This window comes from Chryseobacterium lacus, from assembly GCF_003336205.1.
GTDB classification, from domain to species: domain Bacteria; phylum Bacteroidota; class Bacteroidia; order Flavobacteriales; family Weeksellaceae; genus Chryseobacterium_A; species Chryseobacterium_A lacus.
The window spans coordinates 80,912-99,553 of record NZ_QPIE01000005.1; the positions used below are offsets into that span (position 1 = coordinate 80,912).

At 38.2% G+C, this 18,642-nt stretch carries 21 protein-coding genes and 1 pseudogene; 12 read left to right on the top strand and 10 right to left on the bottom strand.

All coding sequences use genetic code 11. The features are described 5' to 3' along the window. Positions 1-2: 2 nt before the first annotated feature. The 8 genes from DQ356_RS07520 to metG all read right to left on the bottom strand — a co-directional run bounded on the left by DQ356_RS07520 (position 3) and on the right by metG (position 9,168). Positions 3-1,292, bottom strand: coding sequence for a glycosyltransferase family protein (locus tag DQ356_RS07520; protein WP_114303875.1), 1,290 nt, complete (start codon positions 1,290-1,292; stop codon positions 3-5). Between the two features lie 38 nt (positions 1,293-1,330). Next, positions 1,331-3,853 (bottom strand): YfhO family protein, encoded by a 2,523-nt coding sequence (locus DQ356_RS07525; RefSeq protein ID WP_114303876.1) that lies wholly within the window; start codon positions 3,851-3,853, stop codon positions 1,331-1,333. Between the two features lie 19 nt (positions 3,854-3,872). Beyond that, on the bottom strand, positions 3,873-4,091 hold the full coding sequence (locus DQ356_RS07530) for a hypothetical protein (RefSeq protein ID WP_114303877.1): 219 nt from the start codon (positions 4,089-4,091) through the stop codon (positions 3,873-3,875). Positions 4,092-4,097: 6 nt separating this feature from the next. After that, complete coding sequence (locus DQ356_RS07535; protein WP_114303878.1) at positions 4,098-5,153, bottom strand: DUF6263 family protein; 1,056 nt, start codon at positions 5,151-5,153, stop codon at positions 4,098-4,100. Positions 5,154-5,157: 4 nt separating this feature from the next. Beyond that, on the bottom strand, positions 5,158-5,757 hold the full coding sequence (locus DQ356_RS07540) for a hypothetical protein (RefSeq protein ID WP_114303879.1): 600 nt from the start codon (positions 5,755-5,757) through the stop codon (positions 5,158-5,160). Continuing rightward, complete coding sequence (gene rlmB, locus DQ356_RS07545; RefSeq protein ID WP_114303880.1) at positions 5,757-6,515, bottom strand: 23S rRNA (guanosine(2251)-2'-O)-methyltransferase RlmB; 759 nt, start codon at positions 6,513-6,515, stop codon at positions 5,757-5,759. The genes DQ356_RS07540 and rlmB overlap by 1 nt, the downstream gene beginning before the upstream one ends. A gap of 2 nt (positions 6,516-6,517) precedes the next feature. After that, positions 6,518-6,988, bottom strand: coding sequence for a DinB family protein (locus DQ356_RS07550; RefSeq protein ID WP_114303881.1), 471 nt, complete (start codon positions 6,986-6,988; stop codon positions 6,518-6,520). Positions 6,989-7,134: 146 nt separating this feature from the next. After that, the gene (metG, locus tag DQ356_RS07555) at positions 7,135-9,168 is read right to left on the bottom strand and encodes a methionine--tRNA ligase (protein WP_114303882.1); all 2,034 of its coding nucleotides are present in this window, start codon (positions 9,166-9,168) and stop codon (positions 7,135-7,137) included. Between the two features lie 230 nt (positions 9,169-9,398). On the opposite strand from metG, the gene DQ356_RS07560 reads away from it, so the two are divergent. The 5 genes and pseudogenes from DQ356_RS07560 to DQ356_RS11330 all read left to right on the top strand — a co-directional run bounded on the left by DQ356_RS07560 (position 9,399) and on the right by DQ356_RS11330 (position 12,261). Then, positions 9,399-9,728 (top strand): single-stranded DNA-binding protein, encoded by a 330-nt coding sequence (locus DQ356_RS07560; protein ID WP_114303883.1) that lies wholly within the window; start codon positions 9,399-9,401, stop codon positions 9,726-9,728. A gap of 16 nt (positions 9,729-9,744) precedes the next feature. After that, entirely contained in the window at positions 9,745-10,194 is a 450-nt protein-coding gene (locus DQ356_RS07565; RefSeq protein ID WP_228420686.1) for an HRDC domain-containing protein, read from the top strand. Positions 10,195-10,307: 113 nt separating this feature from the next. Further along, entirely contained in the window at positions 10,308-11,660 is a 1,353-nt protein-coding gene (hisS, locus tag DQ356_RS07570) for a histidine--tRNA ligase (protein WP_114304053.1), read from the top strand. Between the two features lie 276 nt (positions 11,661-11,936). Further along, positions 11,937-12,089: pseudogene (locus tag DQ356_RS11445) on the top strand (hypothetical protein); the annotation flags it as partial. A gap of 25 nt (positions 12,090-12,114) precedes the next feature. Next, positions 12,115-12,261 (top strand): hypothetical protein, encoded by a 147-nt coding sequence (locus tag DQ356_RS11330; protein WP_228420687.1) that lies wholly within the window; start codon positions 12,115-12,117, stop codon positions 12,259-12,261. A gap of 324 nt (positions 12,262-12,585) precedes the next feature. Here the strand turns inward: DQ356_RS11330 and fsa are convergent, their stop codons facing one another. Beyond that, positions 12,586-13,239, bottom strand: a complete 654-nt coding sequence (gene fsa / locus DQ356_RS07580) for a fructose-6-phosphate aldolase (RefSeq protein WP_114303885.1) — start codon at positions 13,237-13,239, stop codon at positions 12,586-12,588. 134 nt (positions 13,240-13,373) lie between these two features. On the opposite strand from fsa, the gene pepE reads away from it, so the two are divergent. The 7 genes from pepE to DQ356_RS07615 all read left to right on the top strand — a co-directional run bounded on the left by pepE (position 13,374) and on the right by DQ356_RS07615 (position 18,181). Further along, a complete protein-coding gene (gene pepE / locus DQ356_RS07585; protein ID WP_114303886.1) occupies positions 13,374-14,069 on the top strand; it encodes a dipeptidase PepE in 696 nt (231 codons plus the stop codon). A gap of 14 nt (positions 14,070-14,083) precedes the next feature. Beyond that, entirely contained in the window at positions 14,084-14,569 is a 486-nt protein-coding gene (locus DQ356_RS07590; RefSeq protein WP_114304054.1) for a hypothetical protein, read from the top strand. A gap of 131 nt (positions 14,570-14,700) precedes the next feature. After that, positions 14,701-15,126: an SRPBCC family protein gene (locus DQ356_RS07595; protein ID WP_114303887.1), complete on the top strand. Its 426-nt coding sequence runs from the start codon at positions 14,701-14,703 to the stop codon at positions 15,124-15,126. A gap of 136 nt (positions 15,127-15,262) precedes the next feature. Continuing rightward, complete coding sequence (locus DQ356_RS07600; protein WP_114303888.1) at positions 15,263-16,285, top strand: glutaminyl-peptide cyclotransferase; 1,023 nt, start codon at positions 15,263-15,265, stop codon at positions 16,283-16,285. 74 nt (positions 16,286-16,359) lie between these two features. Beyond that, entirely contained in the window at positions 16,360-17,130 is a 771-nt protein-coding gene (locus tag DQ356_RS07605) for a hypothetical protein (protein WP_228420688.1), read from the top strand. Between the two features lie 62 nt (positions 17,131-17,192). Continuing rightward, positions 17,193-17,807 carry a deoxynucleoside kinase gene (locus DQ356_RS07610; RefSeq protein WP_114303889.1) on the top strand — a complete coding sequence of 205 codons (615 nt, stop codon included), beginning with the start codon at positions 17,193-17,195 and terminating at the stop codon, positions 17,805-17,807. 26 nt (positions 17,808-17,833) lie between these two features. Then, positions 17,834-18,181 carry an arsenate reductase family protein gene (locus DQ356_RS07615; RefSeq protein WP_114303890.1) on the top strand — a complete coding sequence of 116 codons (348 nt, stop codon included), beginning with the start codon at positions 17,834-17,836 and terminating at the stop codon, positions 18,179-18,181. Between the two features lie 23 nt (positions 18,182-18,204). Here the strand turns inward: DQ356_RS07615 and DQ356_RS07620 are convergent, their stop codons facing one another. Next, positions 18,205-18,513 carry a DUF493 family protein gene (locus tag DQ356_RS07620; protein ID WP_114303891.1) on the bottom strand — a complete coding sequence of 103 codons (309 nt, stop codon included), beginning with the start codon at positions 18,511-18,513 and terminating at the stop codon, positions 18,205-18,207. Positions 18,514-18,642: the final 129 nt, after the last annotated feature.

An 18,642-nucleotide genomic window follows, 5' to 3' on the forward strand; every position in this document is an offset into this window, starting at 1 on the left:
AATTACAAAATTTCTGAAAGTCTGTGCGTCAGGTTTCTTCGGGAATACTGATCAATACGGGATGGGTTTCGCTGTATTTCATTATTTTTCCAAAACTCAAATTGCTGTAAGAGAAAACTTTTCACTTCTTCCTTTTGATCAAAATTAAAATGGTGTCCGGCTTTTGTTTCTTCCAGAATTCTGGCAACATCCGCACCTTTCGGTCCAAAAGAAAGAACTGTTTTCCCGGTAGCCAGATATTCAAAGATTTTTCCCGGAATGATGCCTTTAGACTTTTCATTTGGAAAATTGGTCACCATCAGCACGTCAGATTTCTGCATTTCTTTATTCGATTCAGAATGAGAAAGATAACCTAAATTATTTACCGTATTGTGTAACGGAGTATTTTGAATCTTTTTAATGATTTTATCATCAATTCTGCCAACGAATTTCAGTTCAAAATAATCTCTAAATTCTTGATTTTCAGTAATAATTTCATTTAAAACTTGCCAAAGAACTTCAGGATTTCTCAGTTGCTCCAATACGCCAATATAGCTCAAAGTGAATTTTTCATTTCTTTTCAACTCAGATTTATTCTGAATTTCTGTATCAAAACCATTGGTGATACAAATTGCATTCGCACCTTTATGCCTGAAGTTTTCGGCGTCTGTAAAACTGGTAGCCAGCGTTATATCAGCGTTTTTAAAAACTTTTTCTTCCAATTTTCGGTGTTTCAGGTCCGATTTTTTAGTCAGTTTTAAATGTTGATAATATGAAATTTCCGTCCACGGATCTCTGAAATCAGCCATCCATTTCATATCGGGAAATTCTTTTTTCAGTTGCAGACCTATCAAGTGAAGCGAATGTGGTGGCCCGGTGGTTACCAAAGCATCGATATGATTTTCTTTCAGATATTTTCGAAGGAATTTTACAGAAGGTTTCACCCAAAAAACCCGCGCATCAGGAATGAAAAAATTACCGCGAATCCAGATGGACAATTTTGATTTCCAACTTTGGTTTTGGCCTACATCAAATTGTCCTGCCTTGAATTTTTTATTGTCTTTTCCGAAAAATTCAGCAATCTGATACGGCTCCAGAATTTTAGTTTTGATGACTTTCAAATCTTCGGAAACTTCACTTTGCAAAGTCTCATCCACAATAGGATAACTCGGATTTTCCGGAATAAAAACCACCGGTTCCCAACCAAATTCCGGAAGATATTTCACGAATTTCAGCCATCGCTGAACACCGGGCCCACCTGCAGGCGGCCAATAATAGGTGATGATCAGGATTTTTTTTGATTCCGAACTCATGTCATTTCAGGAAACTGAATGATTATTTAAAAGGATTATTATTCCTTAGATTTTCTTTGTCTGAACATAAAATAACCGCCGCCCACACTTAATAAAAGAAAAAACCCGAATGAAATCGTTGAAATCAATTTTCCTTTTTCGATGACTTCCGGTTCAAAAACCATTCGCACCGTATGAATTCCGGCCGGAACGTGCACTGCTCTGAGGAGATAATTCGCTTTGATGTAAGGAACTTCCTTTTCGTCCACAAAAACCTTCCAACCTTTTGGATAATATATTTCTGAAAAAACTGCCAACTGCGGCGTTTTGCTTTGCGCAGAAAATTCCAGTTCGTCAGCTTTATATTTGGTGAGTTTAAGATAGGCGGTAGAATCCGCAGCCAAAGGTTTTCCATCGAAATAATTTTGATCTGAAGCAGCAATTATTGCGGTTTTTTTCGAATCAATTTCACCAATTCGTCTTATTTCCTCATTGGGCGTTTTCACAAATTCCACATCGGAAACGAACCACGCATTACCGTTGGCATGAGGATTTGGCACAGCTTGCGGTTCCTGCACATCTCCGAATATCATGTATTTGGTATTCAGCATATTCAGGATTTTTGGAATTTTCACTGTATCCATTTTAGTGAAATATTCACCGATAAGATCATCATAACGGCGAAGTTTTACTGCATGATAACCACCAACGGAAGATTTGAAATAAGAAGTATTGGTTTCTCCAAAAGGATTTATTGCCTGATTGTAAATACGATAATGACCTTTATCTCTCTCAGCAATCGTTTCCAGAGTTTTATTCACATTAGCGTTGATTAATAATCCCTGAAGTTCACGGTTGTCGCCCACTTTGTCTATAAGCAGGTCGGTGACTTCTGTTTGAAAAGGATTTTCTGCAAAAACGGCATCTACGAAATTATCCTCGTTCAGATAACGCTGGTTTACAGTCCATAAATCGAAAATACTCACGGCTGCAATAACGATGAGTGCCAAATTCTGACTGATTTTCTTATTCAGTGACAACCAAAGTGTTGCAGCAACAATCGCGACGAAAAGCAATGTTTTAATGGCATCCGTTCGGAACATGCTGAATCGTTCACCTACAAGATAATCAAGCAAATAAGGTGGAAGATATGTTTTTTCATTATCGGTATGAAAACCAAGCAGCGATTTTCCAAAAATCAATAAAATCAAAATAATTCCCAGAACTACAGCTGATACGTTCGTCAGAATTTTCTTTTTGTAAGAATGATCCAGCGTTTCATCGGTATAAAAACGATAAAGCCCGATGATGGCTATAAGAGGGAATAACAATTCCACAACAACGAGAATAGATGACGGTGCTCTGAATTTATTGTAAAAAGGAACGACATCAATAAAAAAATCTGAGAGAAACATCAGATTGCTTCCCCAAGCTAACATAATGGTAAGCACCGAAGCACCTAAAATCCAGTAACGGTATTTTTTCCAGGCAAAGAAAAACCCTAAAATCGCAAGAAAAACTACGATGGCTCCCTGATACGCCGGGCCTGAAGTTCCGGGTTGGTCGCCCCAATACGTCATATTTGTAAGGCCGCGAACAATATTATCTACCTCGGCCTGAGACTGTGCATTTTCCTGAACAAGTTGCTGGATGGTCTCCATCATTTCTTTGCCTTCAGGCTCATTGCTTCCTCCTCCCATTAATCTCGGGATGAAGAGATTCAGCGTTTCCAGTTTGCCATAACTCCACATCAGAATACTTTCTTTATCCATTCCGGATTTGTCGGCAGTATGTCTTTCGTTATCCAAAATCTGCTTTCCGCGAACGGTTTCAGTAACATATTCCGCGTTTGCCATAATTCTTTGTGAGTTCATTCCGACTCCTAAAATACAAGCGAGGGCAATGATTCCAGAAGAAATAACGAAATGTTTTACAGGTGTTTTTTTCTGAATCGCACGAATCAATTCCGAAATAAATAAAAACGCCAATGCCAGAAACAGATAATACGTCATCTGTGGATGATTGGCCGCAATCTGAAGTCCCATGAAAAGTGTGGTGACTATAAATCCGACAACATATTTTTTCCGGATATAAACCAATAAAATGCCTGCAAGCAGAGGAGCGAAATACGCAATGGTGTGAACTTTTCCATTGTGTCCCGCGGCGATAATAATATAAAAATAAGTAGAAAGCCCGAAAAATAATGCTCCCAACAATGCATATTTCCAGTTGCGGACGGCTACATAACCCAAAAGAAAAAATCCTGAAAAAAGGAGAAACAGATAATTGACAGGTTTTGGCAGAAAATTCAGGAGATTATCGATCTGTTTAATCACATCTCCACGAAACTGCGAACCCATCTGATAAGTTGGCATTCCGCCGAACATACTGTTGCTCCAATAGGTTTCTTTTCCGTATTGTGCGCGATAATCTAAAAGTTCTTTCGCACCACCTTTGTATTGAACAATATCGTGCTGAAAAAGCTGCTTGCCGGAAAGTACCGGATAAGCGTACAAATAGCCGATTACCATGAAGAAGACGAGGCAAACAATACTATAAATCAGGTTTTTATTCTTGGTCATCGTTTTGATTTTCAGAAAATTATTGGGTGTTTTTTGGATCTTTTATTTCTTCATATTCGACCGTTTCAGCATCCCATTTCACTTTTTTATCAATTTTTGATTTTTCTTTTTTCTCCGGTTTTCCAAATGGATTCTGGTGGATATTTTTATAAAACTGTTTGAAAAACAATCTTTTAAGGATATTCCAAACGAAGAAAATAATAATGGTACTTAATATGGTTAAAAGGATGAATTTCATCGGCCTTTATTTTTTTGGATTTACAATAACATAAGAATCGGAAGTATTGGTCATGGTTTCGGAGTTTTTGCCGTCGCTGAATGTCTGGCTTTGTGATGTTTTCACATGAATGTTCTGATTGATGATCCAACCGGAATGTACATCAAAAGTATAGGTTCCGTTTTGAGTAAGTTCAGAACTCAAAGTCTGGGTAACACCTTCCTGGGTTTCTTTGTTGGATTGTTTCGGAATTCCTCCGGTAATGGTAATTTCTGCTATCCCGTCCTTTACTTTTTTCAAAGTGTAATGAGACTGAATTTTTATTTTTCCATCTGGCGAAGCGTTTTCGGAAACCGTCCATTTTTCTCCGATTTTTGCACCTTTTTTCGGGATGATAAAGATATTTTTGGAAAACTGATCCTTCAAAACTTCCTCACTAAAAGATGCTTTTAGCTGCGCAAGAAGTGCTTTTCTTTCATTGGCGTCTTTCGTAAGGCCATTTACTGTAGTTGTAAATTTGGAATAAATCGGGTCAAATCCTTTGATAGAAATAATATTTCCATTCTCATGAATCTTCATGTTCAGCTTGTTACCGGTCATGGCTTTATCAATCGTCCAGCGGTTTTTCAGTCCTTCATCTTTAGGTGCAGGTTGTCGCGTGTCAATCGTTTCGGTTTTTCCTTGTGCTGATTGAGAAGTTTTTTTAGCAACAAAATTGATGGTTATATCGTAAATTTTATTTTCAAAATTATTTACGGTGAAAGTAATTTCGTCGGTGTTTTCTCGGGTCATGCTCTGCGAACTTCCGTCCGGCAATTTAGCCGTTGCCACATCTTTCTGATGGGTAGTAAAAGGATAGGTTTTTCCTTTTTCCAGTTTCAGGGATTGGGTAAATATCCCTGCCGAATCTTTTATAGCAGCGTTTTGTGCCATTTCTTTCAAAGTTTGAGCAGAATCTGCAGCAGGAACTTCAATGGAAATGGTATCACCGGTAACAGGATCTATTTTAGTGATGGTTTTACTTTCTTTTTTACAGGCTGCCAGTGCGATGGAAACCAGCACCAGGGCTGTTATTTTCTTCATATAATTATTTATTTTTTAAGTCTTTACTATTTCTTTCGTGAAACGCTTTCTCGAAGGCTTTTGCATCTGCCAGATTCCATATTTTCTCAGAAAAAAACTGTATCAATTGTTTTCTCAACGGGTGGTTTTCTGCAAGGCAATCATTTCTTTTGGAATCGAAAACACTTATCGATGCATATTTTTCTTTCCATTCGCTGATACCTCCGGCAAATACGGTGAAGGTTTCTTTGGAATTTTTGAGTAATTTAATATCTCTCCACACCAACATAGGTTCTGTTCCTAGAATTTCGATTTCATTCTGCCATTTTCCAAAATTGTCGAACATCAGCTGTCGGGTGTACATCGCTGAAACAACGTGATGAAAGCGAAGTTCATGAAATCCGGTTTCTTTCCCTTCCAGTTTTTCTACCGTATAATTTTTAAATCCGTTAATGTAAACATAGTGAATGTACGGATTAGCGGTTTTCTGAAAACCTTTGCTTTTCACTTTGGTAGGATCTTCGGTTTCCGCTTTCTGCGCATTCATTTGCTGAAAAGCGCTGAAAAAAAGAATCAGCAAAATAAATTTTGCAGACCGGAGTATTTGGAATTTTTCCGAAAACATTAAACGATATTGTTTTTATTCAGTTTCTGCCTCATCGCTTCATACATTATCGCTCCACACGCTACAGAGACATTCAGCGACAGCGTTTTTCCTTCGATAGGGAGTTTCATTTTTTCATCTGAATGATGCATTACTTCTTTGGAAATTCCGGTTTCCTCATTTCCCATTACGATCGCGCAAGGTTCTGTAAAATCAAGTTCGTAAATCAGTTTCTGTGCTTTTTCGGTGGATGCAAAAACCTGAACTCCACTTTGTTGAAGGAAATCAACCGTGTGTGCCAGGTTTTTTTCTTTACAGATTTTAATATTATACAATGCGCCAGCCGAGGTTTTGATCGCATCTGAGTTAATGGGAGCGGCTCCTTTTTCCGGAATAATTACCGCATCAATTCCTACACATTCGGCGGTTCTGCAAATCGCCCCGAAATTCCGAACGTCCGTCAGCCTGTCCAGCATCAGAAGAAAAGGCGTTTTCCCTTCTTCAAAAAGTTGAGGCAAAAGATCTTCGATTTTATAAAACGGAATATCTGAAATAAACGCTACAATTCCTTGGTGATTTTTACGGGTGAAACGGTTTAGTTTCTCAATAGGAACATAGTTAGGCCGAAGTTTGTTTTTTGCCAAAAGCACTTTCAGATCTGCATAAATTGAACCTTGCAAACCGTTCTGTATAAATACTTTATCGATGGTTTTTCCTGCTTCTATCGCTTCGATGACCGGCCGCAAACCGAATACAAAGTCTTCTTTTTTTTCTGTCATATTTAATATTTTTCTCCCATGATTGCTCTTTTTTGAGCCATTGCATAACCGAAATGGAGGCTTTCATGCATATTATTGAAAATAATAGCGTCCTGAATATTCTTCAGATCCAGGCCAAAACTGGTGGTATAAGGTGTATATTCAGAGAAAAAATCTGCATCGTAATCTTTCATCAATATTTTGGAAGTTTCACTGAGCAAGAATTCCAGATCTTCTATTTCGCTTGCTGCCACCTGCAGATTCGGGAGGGTTCCTTTTTTATAAGTTTCAATCCAGTATTTATCAATTCTGAACGGATTGCCGCTTAGGTAATAATGCAGTAATTGCTGGGTAGCTACAGTATGGGCAATATTCCAGTATATGTTATTATTAAAACCATCGGGAATTGCAGTCAAATCTTCGGGAGCAGTGTTTTTCAGAAGCTCCAGAAGATTGCTGCGCACCTGACGGTGAGCCTGAAAATGATAATTCATTTTTCAAATTTTAATTTTCAAAAATAGTTTAATTAACTGAGAACGGCAAAAAGTTAATAACGCAAAAAATGTATAAAAATTGGGCTTTCAACAAGAAAAACGGAATCTAAATCCCGTTTTCTCTATTGTGTTCAATAAAATCTGATTTATCCTATTTCTATTCCGTTTTCCACAGGTTCTTCTGGAGTTACAAAGCTCAGCTTTCCGTCTGGTTTTGTAGTGAGCAAAAGCATTCCCTGAGATTCGATGCCGCGGATTTTTCTTGGTGCAAGATTCAGCAGAATCATCACTTGTTTTCCAATGATTTCTTCAGGGGTAAAACTTTCAGCAATTCCCGAAACTACAGTTCTCACATCTACGCCGGTATCCACTTTCAGTTTTAATAGTTTATCGGCTTTTTCCACTTTTTCAGCTTCCAAAATGGTGGCAGTGCGAAGATCTATTTTCGTAAATTCGTCAAAAGTGACTTCTTCTTTCATAGGATTGGCGTTAGGATTGGTTTTATTATTATTTAGTTTGGTGTTTTCTAATTTTTGAATTTGAGTCGCAATTACTTCATCTTCTATTTTTGAAAAGAGAAAGGAAGCTTCGTTGATGCGATGGCCTGTTTTTATCAGAATTCTGTCGGTCTCAAGATCTTGCCATTTCATTTGCGAAATATTCAACATTTTCTGTAGTTTATCTGCACTGAAAGGCATAAATGGTTCGCAAAGCTGAGCCAAACCTGCTGCAATTTGTGCGGAAATGAACAACGAATGCGCCGCTTTTTCCGGGGCGTCTTTGATGGTTTTCCAAGGTTCTTCTGTCTGTAAATATTGATTTCCAAAACGCGCCAGATTTATAAGTGCTGAAAGAGCATTTCTAAATTCAAACCGATCGAGATAAGTATGAATATCTTTAGCTGCCTTAGAAATTTCTGCTAATTCTGAAACTTCAGCGTTTCCTTCCGGGACAATTCCATCATAATATTTATGAATCAACACCGCAACTCTGTTGATGAAATTCCCGAAAATTCCCACCAATTCTGAATTATTTTTGGTTTGAAAATCTTTCCAGGTAAAATTATTGTCTTTCGTTTCCGGCGCAGAAGACAAAAGTGCATAACGCAAAACATCCTGTTGTCCGGGAAACTCTTCTACATATTCGTGCGCCCAAACCGCCCAGTTGCGGGACGTGGAAATTTTATCGTTTTCCAGATTCAGAAATTCAAAAGCCGGAACATTTTCTGGCATAATATAATCTCCGTGAGCCTTCATCATCGCAGGAAAAATAATGCAATGAAATACAATATTATCTTTCCCGATAAAATGAATCAAGTCGGTATTTTTGTTTTGCCAATAATCTTTCCAGTTTTTACCGTTCTTTTCAGCCCATTCCTGAGTAAAAGAAATATAACCGATGGGAGCGTCAAACCAAACGTAGAGTACCTTTCCACCTGCATCCGGCAAAGGAACCGGAACGCCCCAATTCAGGTCGCGCGTCATTGCTCTGGGTTTTAATCCGTCATTTAACCATGATTTCACCTGCCCGTAAACATTGGGTTTCCAGTCATCCTGATGTCCTTTAATAATCCATTCGTCGAGAAAATCTTCATATTCATTTAAAGGAAGATACCAATTTTTGGTTTCCTTTAAAACGGGTATATTGCCGCTCAACATGGATTTTGGATTTATTAATTCTGATGGCGAAAGGGTAGAGCCACATTTTTCACACTGATCTCCATAAGCACCCTCATTACCACAATTTGGGCATGTTCCGGTGATGTATCGGTCGGCAAGAAATTCATTCGCTTGTTCGTCAAAATACTGTTCTGAAATTTCTTCGGTAAATTTACCTTTTTCATACAGTGTTTTGAAAAAATCCTGGCTTACTTCATAGTGTTTTGAGGAAGTTGTGCGGGAATATTCGTCAAAAGAAATCCCAAGATCGTTAAACGATTTCTTAATGATTTCATGGTATTTATCGACGATATCCTGTGGAGTTACACCTTCTTTTTTTGCCCGAATAGTAATCGGAATTCCGTGTTCATCCGAGCCGCAAATAAAGGCCACATCTTTTCCCAATCTTCTTTGAAACCGTGCATACACATCGGCAGGAATATAAACTCCGGCTAAGTGTCCAATATGTACAGGCCCGTTTGCGTAAGGCAATGCGGCGGTAATCAATTTTCTATCTGACATCTGTTTCTAAAATTACATTTGCAAAGATACGGCTTCTCTATAAAAATATCACCTGTCATTTTTAACTTAATTAAAATGTTGATTTATAGTGACTTATTCGATACAAACGATTACAAACGATATTAAATAATTCTTAACCGGATAATTTTCAGCTTCTGTCGAATCTTTGCAGTAGAAATCTGAGAAACACAGAACGACTCAGAAAATGTTCAACTTAAATTTTTAGTATTATGTCACTTAGAAACAAAGTTACCTTAATTGGTCACACAGGAAAAGAAGTAGAAATCACCAATTTCGAAAAGGGAGGAATGAAAGCAAGCGTTACTCTTGCTACCAACGATTATTACACTAATGGGATGGGCGAGAAAGTAGAGGAAACGCAATGGCACAATCTGGTTGCTTTCGGAAAAACGGCTGAAATTATGCAGAAATATGTTCCGAAAGGTAAAGAGATTGCTGTGGAAGGAAAGATTACTTATCGTTCGTATGAGAAAGAAGGTAAGAAGGTGTATATAACCGAAATTCGTGTAGAAGAAGTCGTACTTTTAGGAAGTAAATAAAACAATAAAGACGATCATGATGAAAGTAAAAATCCTCAAAATAAGGCTTTCTGAAGAATTTCAGAATCATGATGAGCAGCAGCTGAACAGGTTTCTTCGCCAACATGAAGTTATCAAGATTACCAGCAGCATGATCAACGGAAGCGAGAATTTCTGGTCGGTAATAATTTATTATGATGAAGGATATCCGACGGTACACGAGAAAAAAAATAAATATACCGCCGATTCCGAGTTGCCACTGAACTCCGACGAAGTAAAAATTTTGGACAGCCTCCGTCTTTGGAGAAATGAAAAAGCGAAACAACAGAATCTTCCTTCTTATTTTATTGCTACCAATAAAGAACTTCTTTCAATAGCGAAATATAAACCCGCGAAAAAGGAGGAACTTTCTGACATCAAAGGTTTTGGCAGGCACAAAATAGAAAATTACGGAATGGAGATTATAGGATTGTTAGAAAACATTTAAAAAAACACATCACTATATTTTGAAGCTTTGGCAGAGCACGTCTTTGTCAAAGCTTTTTTTATAAGTATTTTTGCAAAGGTGCAATAAATGACACCTTATTGATACGAAAAGAAATGAAGCCAAATTTAGCAAAAGGAACCCGTGATTTTACTGCTGATGAAGTAGTAAAAAGAAAATATATCATCCAGATTCTTCAGAATAATTTTGAACTTTTTGGTTTTCAGCCCTTGGAAACCCCAAGTTTTGAAAACCTTTCCACGCTCACCGGAAAATATGGGGAAGAGGGCGACCGCTTGATTTTCAAAATTTTAAATTCAGGCGATTATGCATCCAAAGCAAAAGAGGAAGACTGGAATTCCCGAAATTCACAAAAACTTACTGCCCAAATTTCCGATAAAGCTCTTCGCTATGATCTAACGGTGCCTTTTGCGCGTTTTGTAGCGATGAACTACGGACAGCTTACTTTTCCTTATAAAAGATATCAGATTCAGCCCGTTTGGAGAGCAGACCGTCCACAGAAAGGGCGTTTCAGGGAATTTTATCAATGCGATGCTGATGTAGTAGGAAGTGAAAGTCTGTGGCAGGAAGTAGAACTGATTCAGTTATATTTCAAATCTTTTTCTGAACTTAAAGTTCCGGTGCATATTCACATCAACAACCGAAAAATACTTTCCGGACTTGCAGAATTTGCCGGTATTTCAGAACAGCTTATTGACTTTACCGTTGCGCTGGATAAGCTTGATAAAATCGGAAGGGAAGGAGTGATTAAAGAACTGAGGGAGAAAGGAATCCCGGATTTTGCTATTGAAAAAGTTTCTTTTCTTTTTGATACTAACCGTCCTTCAGAAGAAACCTTGCAACTTCTGAAGAAGCATTTTGAAGGAATAGAAACCGGAATTGAAGGTGTGGAAGAATTGGAATTTGTGATTCAACAATGTAAAAATCTGGGAATTGTGGACCAACTTGTATTTGATATTACGCTTGCCCGCGGACTGGATTATTATACCGGAGCAATTTTCGAAGTGAAAGCTCAGCAGGTTGAGATGGGTTCTGTGGGCGGCGGCGGAAGGTATAACAATCTCACCGAGGTTTTCGGTGTGAAAAATGTTCCGGGGATTGGAATTTCTTTTGGTTTGGACCGTATTTATCTCGTGATGCAAGAGTTACATTTATTTCCTGAAAATACCGTTTCCAAAGTACAGTTTCTTTTTACAAATTATGGTGAAAAAGAGACCACAGAAGCCATCAAAGTAATGACTAAGTTAAGAGATAAAAACATCTCATGTGAGCTTTATCCTGAAGCTGTAAAGCTTAAAAAACAATTTACTTATGCAGAGAAAAAAGAAATTCCCTTCATCATTTTTTATGGAGAGCAGGAAATTAAGGAAGGAAAGATCTCGATGAAGAATATGGAAACCGGAGAACAAAACACCCTGACTCTCAATGAATTTTATGATATATTGTAGTGTTTCGTTTTTTATAATTTTGGATGAGATTGTTCATTTGTTTAATGACTTGGTAATCAATTAAATATACGGATTTTTATCCAATTGAATAATCTCTTTTTTATTCTTATTTCCTAAATGCACAACAGGTAGAAAGAAAATAAACGAAGACTTCCACCGGGATACACTTTATTATAATGAGGAAAATGATCAATACATCTGTCTGATGGGTCAGCCCATGAATAAAATAGGCGAGCGCGGAAGAAAAACAAAAAATGGTTATATCCAAACCAGTTCATATTACCAAGCCAGAATTCCAACGGCTGCCCTGTGCATGGTACTTGTTTTAAAGCTAAAGGCAACAGAATAGTAGAATGCAACTACAACCTGGAGCGGCACAAAATCAAAATAAGGGAAAATCTTTTAAGCGATATAGGCGAAATAAAACGAAAACAGCGAACCCCTGATGTAGAACTTGTGTTTTCGCACTTTTCTGAAGAAAGCAAAATCACTGCTGAAACCGAACGAAAAAATCGTATTCGATTCCTGCGATGTCGCTTATATGTATGAAGATATTCCTTTTCCCGAACAATATTACGGCGAAGTGGAATGCCGCTACTAATAGCAGGGCGAATTCACAGACTGGTTCGGCTGGCTTTATATTGATCAACACACCATGAAATCTGTTGCTGAGGAAGAAGGTTGGATTTCGGAAATTGTTTTCGAGGACGACCGAAATCAATATTTAGCAGAACTTTATTTGAACGAATAAGTTAAATTAATTATTAATTCTATTATTAAAATAAACAATGCAACTATCTGTTAATATTAAACATATAATAATTTATTCAACCAAAAATTTAATAGTTGTATCAACTCTTCACCCACTAAAAAGTAAAATCCCGGAACTGAAAAGCGCCGGGATTTGTGATATAGTAATTTTACTTTATGCCATTTTCTTGCTGTCCTCAATAAACTGCGCAAGGCCGTTTTCTGTCAAAGGATGTTTCAGCAAACTCAGAATCGGAGCGAGAGGAGAAGTGATAACATCTGCACCCACTTTCGCACAATCAATAATGTGCATGGAGTGGCGAATGGATGCTGCTAGAATCTGAGTATCAAAAAGATAATTATCAAAAATCAAACGGATTTCTTCTATTAAACTGATGCCGTCTGTTGAAACATCATCCAACCTTCCCAAAAAGGGAGAAACATAAGTAGCGCCGGCTTTAGCGGCCAATAGTGCTTGTCCGGCTGAGAAAATTAAAGTACAGTTGGTCTTAATTCCTTTATCGGAGAAATATTTTAACGCCTTAATTCCGTCTTTAATCATCGGGATTTTCACCACAATATTAGGATGAATTGCAGCCAGTTCTTCACCTTCTTTGATCATTTCTTCATAAGTCGTAGAAAGAACTTCGGCAGAAATATCGCCGTCCACAATCTCGCAGATGGTTTTATAATGACTGTTGATTGCTTCCGTACCCCGTATTCCTTCCTTGGCCATCAGCGAAGGATTGGTGGTTACGCCGTCCAGAATGCCCAGGTCTTTCGCTTCTCTGATTTGGTCTAAATTGGCAGTGTCAATAAAAAATTTCATTTTTCTTCTTTAAAGTTTTACAGTGACAAAGTTAACCAATTTGAATGAAGAGATACAGTCGGTTCGGAACAATTTCTCTATTTTTGTTCATGGCTCCTTTATGGAGAAGGATACCCTTAAAATATCACACACCTATGAATGTACTTCTCGCTTCTACATCTACCTTATACGGGGGAAATTATCTGGAATATCTGAAAGATGAAATAAAAACCCTCTTTCAGGGAATTGACGAAATTCTATTCATTCCTTTTGCCCGGCCTGGCGGTATTTCTCATGAAGAATATACGGCGAAAGTTGCAGTATTTTTTGAAGAACTGAACATCAAAGTCCGGAGCCTTCACGAGTTTGAAGAAATGCCGGAAGCCATTCAGAATGCCAAAGCTTACTTTACGGGAGGTGGAAACACCTTCCTTTTGGTAAAAACACTGCTGGAAAAAAATCTGATGCATTTTCTGAAAGAAAATATAGAAACCGGAAAACCTTACCTTGGAACCAGCGCAGGCAGCAATATCGGAGGAATCAATATGAAAACTACCAACGATATGCCCATCGTTTATCCGCCGGGATTTGAGTGTATGGAACTGGTTCCCTTCAACATCAATCCGCATTATCTTGATCCTGATCCTTTGCTTAAACATAATGGCGAAACCCGTGAAACCCGCATTCAGGAATTTCTGACCCAAAACGACATCATAGTAGTAGGTTTGCGGGAAGGAAACTGGATTCGCAGAATCGGAGATAAAATAACCGTGGAAGGTTCCCAAATGACCAGAATTTTTGAAAAAGGAAAAGAACCTTACGAAATCGAAGCCGGATCTCAGATAGGATAAGAAAAATGAACCGTATGGATAATTACAGAAAAAGTCCCATTTTCCAAAAATCTGAAGAGATTTTCCAAACACTTCGCACGATTACAAGCCTTATTCCCGAAGATGATGAAATTCTGCAGGATATCAAACATCAGATTATGGGAAATATCATGATGATTCAGGCAAAATTGGCCGCTGCACACGGCGCACAATTGTGGGATATCCGCATGGAAAATGCCGCCATCATCCGCAAAAATGCCCGCGAACTTATGATTCAAAATCACACTTTGAAAGCTTTTGGTTTCCGGGAGGTGAAATATTACGATATTGTGCGGGAGCAACTGGAAGAATTCCGCTTGTTATTTCGTGAATGGGTGGCTGGTTTTGATCCCCAAAAATACATTGTGGATGAATGGGTACTTTTCAACCCTCCCGGAATTCCGCAGGATTATGAGCAGCGCAGCGATGAACTTGACTTTCTGGATGAAGACGATTTTTATGAAGATGAGAATGATGACTGAGAATTCTGCAAGGTAGAGAAGGCTTTTCGGACTTACCAAACAGATATTTGTCATGTTTGTTGTGCTGTTGACGAAATTTATCTAACTTTAATGTGATAAAAAAATGTTTAACAATTAAAAACCAACAAGCTATGCACGATAATGTAATCGTTAAGCAGCGGGTAAACGCACCTGTTGAAAAAGTTTGGGATGCCATCACTGATAAAACTCAGATGAAAAAATGGTATTTTGATATTCCGGATTTTGAACTCGCTCTGCACAGTGAGTTTAATTTTTATGAACCCGGAAATGAGCAGAAGTTTCATCATCATGGAGAAATCTTGGAAATCATTCCCAATTCCAAACTCAAACATACGTGGACGTATCCTGAGTTTTCAAAAGAAAAAACCTTGGTAAAATGGGAACTGAAACCTGATGGCGATGGAACAGAAGTGACGTTAACCCACAAAGGTCTGGAGAATTTCAACCATCTTGGAGCGAATTTCAGGCACGAAAGTTTTGCAGAAGGCTGGAATGAGATTGTAACCCAATCTTTGAAAACGTATTTGGAAAACTAAACTTTATCGGAAAAAAATGCAGAGAACGTACTTGGTGCGTTCTTTTTTATGCCTATTTTTGATGCATTGATGTACGGTTGTTTACTGGATTGAAGAGCAAAACCGTATCTTTGAAAAAGAAAAAATTAAAAATAAAATGAAGAAAAAATTATTGGCCGGATTGTTGGTGCTGGCCCTGATGGTTTCCTGTAATAAAGACAAAGAAATTCTTGATTCTCTCAGCAGCTATAACCTAGAAATGCAAAGCAAAGGCTATCATTTCGGCGATACGATTTTGCTTCCGGAATCGGTTACCAAAGAATCAGAAAGCATCTCCATCAGTTTTGGCGGCAAAGAAACAGATCAACTCATTGTGGATCCGGAATTTTTCACTTTAGGCGACAATGCTGTTACCTTTGTTATTAAAAAGAAAAACGGCGAAGTGCTGCAACAGGATGCTACCATCAATGTATTTGCGAAAAATCCTGAAGCACAACTTTCATACAGCATTATCAAAGAATATCCGCACGATACCCGCAATTTCACTCAGGGTTTTCAGCTGGAGGGAAATACCATATACGAAAGCGATGGGCAACACGGAAGTTCGAAAATTATAAAATACGAACTGGGAACCACGGAGCCGAAGGCATCTACGCCGCAACCCAATGATGTTTTCTCTGAAGGCGCCACCATTATCGGCGATAAAGTATATCAATTGACCTGGCAGAATAAAAAAGGATTTATTTACAACAAAGCCGACTTGAAACTCATCAGCGAATTTCCTTATCCGAACATGATGGGCGAGGGTTGGGGATTGACTTATGATGGTAAAAACCTGATCGCATCAGACGGAACCAAAAATATTTATTTTCTGGATGTGAATGACCCTTCCAAAATCGTGAGATATATTTCTGTGGCAGGAAACACTCAGGCTTATGATCAGTTGAACGAACTGGAATACCACAACGGATATATTTACGCCAATGTCTGGCAAAAACCTTTCATTTTGAAAATAAACCCTGCGAATGGCGAAGTAGCCGGCAAATTGGACCTTTCTGAAATTGCAGCAAAACACACTACCGGAAATGACGACGTGCTGAACGGTATCGCTTTCAAAGGAGACAACATGCTGATCACCGGGAAAAACTGGCCTTTAATTTATGAAATATCGGTAAAATAAACATCGATATATCGTGTTATAGAGAATGGCGCTTTCCTGCGTCATTTTTTTTATCTTTGATTCAAATTAACATCTTGAAAACAGATTTCCTTTTTTCCATGTTGATCTTCATGTCCTGTCTGCTTTCGGCGCAGAGAAGGCTTCCTTTGGACAGTGCACAAATTTTGGGTACCACTTCGTTTTCCGCAGATGATTATGGCAATATTTATTTTTATAAAAACAAAGAGCTGAGCTTCACCAAAGTAGATTCTCTGGGAAAGCTGCACGGCAGAATGTTGCTCATCACACCCTACAAAGTGCAGAATGTTCAGAATCCGATGAACATCACGCTCTTTTCGGAAAATGCCCAGCAAATCAAGTTTATAGACCAGAACCTGAATGAAATCCAGAAAATTGACCTTCGCAGATTCGGGTTTATAAAAATGGCTTATGCAGAAGATCTGCAGCAGATCTGGCTTTTGGATGAAAGTACCAAAAGGCTGTTGCAATACAACTTTCGCGAAGACAGAATTATCCATACCATCCCTTTTCCTATCAGTTTTGATGAGATAAAAGAGATGTTGATTTTCAATAACAAAGTCTATTTCATCAGAAAAAATCAGTTCTTGGTGTATGATCTCAAAGCCCGTCAGCTTTTTGCAGAAACAGTGGATTCTGCGGTCAAATTGCGTCGTGAGAACGACCGTATTTACATTATCGGCGCCCAACAGATTTTTCAATATCTTCCGGATAATCCTCACTTGAAAACTGTTTTTCATGCACCAAAGGCAACTAATGTGGATAAAAACTCATCGGCATATTTTGAAATCAGAGGAAACAACGTTTATCTTTACCTGCTCAAATAAAAACAGCTTTATCATTGCAGTTTCGGTCTGCATCAGTTCCCGATTTTTAAACTTTTTTCATTATGCATATTGCGATTACAGGAAATATTGGCGCAGGAAAAACAACGCTCACCACCATGCTCTCCAAACATTATGGCTGGCTGGCCCAGTTCGAAGATGTGGATCAGAATCCCTATCTGGAAGATTTTTATGCGGATATGAGCCAGTGGAGTTTTGCCCTTCAGGTGTACTTTTTGGGCAGCCGGTTTCGCCAGGTAAAGGAAATTCGGGAAAGCGGAAAAAATATTATTCAGGATCGTACAATCTATGAAGATGCACATATTTTCGCAGAGAATCTGTATGACATGAACCTTCTGACAGAGCGGGATTTCAACAATTATTCTTCCATTTTCAACCTGATGAAATCATTTGTTTCAGCGCCGGATTTACTGATTTACCTGAAGTCTGATGTTCCCAATCTCGTGAAAAAAATCTACAAGCGAGGTCGCGACTATGAAGCCAGTATTTCCATCGAATATCTCTCGAAGCTTAATGAGAAATATGAAAAATGGATCTCTGGATATGAAGAAGGAAAACTCCTGATCATAGAAGTGGATGATCTAGATTTCGTGGAAAGGCCGGAAGATTTTGGCTATATCCTGGAAAGGATAGAAGCTGAACTTCACGGATTATTTTAGTATCTTTATTCAAAATAACTGGAAAAATGATTAAAGTACTTCATAATAACACCTGTTCAAAATCCCGCAGTGTGCTGGAATATTTAGATGAAAACGGTGTAGCTTTCGAGGTGATCGACATCGTAAACCATCCGTTGTCAGAAGATGAAATACGTACCGTTCTGAAAAAACTGGACATGAAACCTGAGGATATTTTGAGGAAAAATGAATCGTTGTATCGGGAGAAATATGCGAACCAGCACCTTAGTGATGATGAATGGATCAGTATTTTATCTAAACATCCCGAACTGATTCAGCGCCCGATTCTGATCAAAGGGCCTGTTGCGCTAATTGGCCGTCCTGTAGAAAATGTGAGATTTTTTATCGAAAAGTAATATTCAGTTTTACTTCCGGATTTCTACAACATAATCACTCCTTCTATTGCAGAAACTTTTTTATAGAGTTCAATTACTTGATCGGCATCCAGAACAAAAGCGAGCATACTTGCGGAAATGTACTTGCCATTTTTGCTTTCGCGGGTACTGATGGTGTATTTTATCCGATCGAAAATCTGATACAGTTCAGTGAGTTTCAGATTATCATTCGGAAAGATAAACTTGTAAAGATAATCCTCCGGAAAATTATGATTTTCTTCCAGTTTGGCTTTCAGCGAAAGGTAAAATTCTTCCGGATCTTCGCCGGTGGTATCTGCAAATAAATGATTCATAAGGGTATCAACAGCTTATATAAAGACTTTAAAAATAAAGAAATTCGATATTCCGGATTTTTCAGATGTAAATATAAGAAATATCCGGTAAGTAAACGCCGATTTCTAAAGAGGGAAAGTTTTAAAAAT

What these genes read in the sequence shown, in the direction of transcription:
- DQ356_RS07595 (WP_114303887.1), top strand. Translation starts at nt 14,701, where the DNA reads ATGCACGATAATGTAATCGTTAAGCAGCGGGTAAACGCACCTGTTGAA.
- metG (WP_114303882.1), bottom strand. Translation starts at nt 9,168, where the DNA reads ATGTCAGATAGAAAATTGATTACCGCCGCATTGCCTTACGCAAACGGG.
- pepE (WP_114303886.1), top strand. Translation starts at nt 13,374, where the DNA reads ATGAATGTACTTCTCGCTTCTACATCTACCTTATACGGGGGAAATTAT.
- DQ356_RS07535 (WP_114303878.1), bottom strand. Translation starts at nt 5,153, where the DNA reads ATGAAGAAAATAACAGCCCTGGTGCTGGTTTCCATCGCACTGGCAGCC.
- DQ356_RS07615 (WP_114303890.1), top strand. Translation starts at nt 17,834, where the DNA reads ATGATTAAAGTACTTCATAATAACACCTGTTCAAAATCCCGCAGTGTG.
- DQ356_RS07620 (WP_114303891.1), bottom strand. Translation starts at nt 18,513, where the DNA reads ATGAATCATTTATTTGCAGATACCACCGGCGAAGATCCGGAAGAATTT.
- DQ356_RS07530 (WP_114303877.1), bottom strand. Translation starts at nt 4,091, where the DNA reads ATGAAATTCATCCTTTTAACCATATTAAGTACCATTATTATTTTCTTC.
- DQ356_RS07600 (WP_114303888.1), top strand. Translation starts at nt 15,263, where the DNA reads ATGAAGAAAAAATTATTGGCCGGATTGTTGGTGCTGGCCCTGATGGTT.
- DQ356_RS07590 (WP_114304054.1), top strand. Translation starts at nt 14,084, where the DNA reads ATGGATAATTACAGAAAAAGTCCCATTTTCCAAAAATCTGAAGAGATT.
- DQ356_RS07610 (WP_114303889.1), top strand. Translation starts at nt 17,193, where the DNA reads ATGCATATTGCGATTACAGGAAATATTGGCGCAGGAAAAACAACGCTC.
- hisS (WP_114304053.1), top strand. Translation starts at nt 10,308, where the DNA reads ATGAAGCCAAATTTAGCAAAAGGAACCCGTGATTTTACTGCTGATGAA.
- DQ356_RS07550 (WP_114303881.1), bottom strand. Translation starts at nt 6,988, where the DNA reads ATGAATTATCATTTTCAGGCTCACCGTCAGGTGCGCAGCAATCTTCTG.
- DQ356_RS07525 (WP_114303876.1), bottom strand. Translation starts at nt 3,853, where the DNA reads ATGACCAAGAATAAAAACCTGATTTATAGTATTGTTTGCCTCGTCTTC.
- DQ356_RS07560 (WP_114303883.1), top strand. Translation starts at nt 9,399, where the DNA reads ATGTCACTTAGAAACAAAGTTACCTTAATTGGTCACACAGGAAAAGAA.
- DQ356_RS07520 (WP_114303875.1), bottom strand. Translation starts at nt 1,292, where the DNA reads ATGAGTTCGGAATCAAAAAAAATCCTGATCATCACCTATTATTGGCCG.
- DQ356_RS07565 (WP_228420686.1), top strand. Translation starts at nt 9,745, where the DNA reads ATGATGAAAGTAAAAATCCTCAAAATAAGGCTTTCTGAAGAATTTCAG.
- rlmB (WP_114303880.1), bottom strand. Translation starts at nt 6,515, where the DNA reads ATGACAGAAAAAAAAGAAGACTTTGTATTCGGTTTGCGGCCGGTCATC.
- DQ356_RS07540 (WP_114303879.1), bottom strand. Translation starts at nt 5,757, where the DNA reads ATGTTTTCGGAAAAATTCCAAATACTCCGGTCTGCAAAATTTATTTTG.
- fsa (WP_114303885.1), bottom strand. Translation starts at nt 13,239, where the DNA reads ATGAAATTTTTTATTGACACTGCCAATTTAGACCAAATCAGAGAAGCG.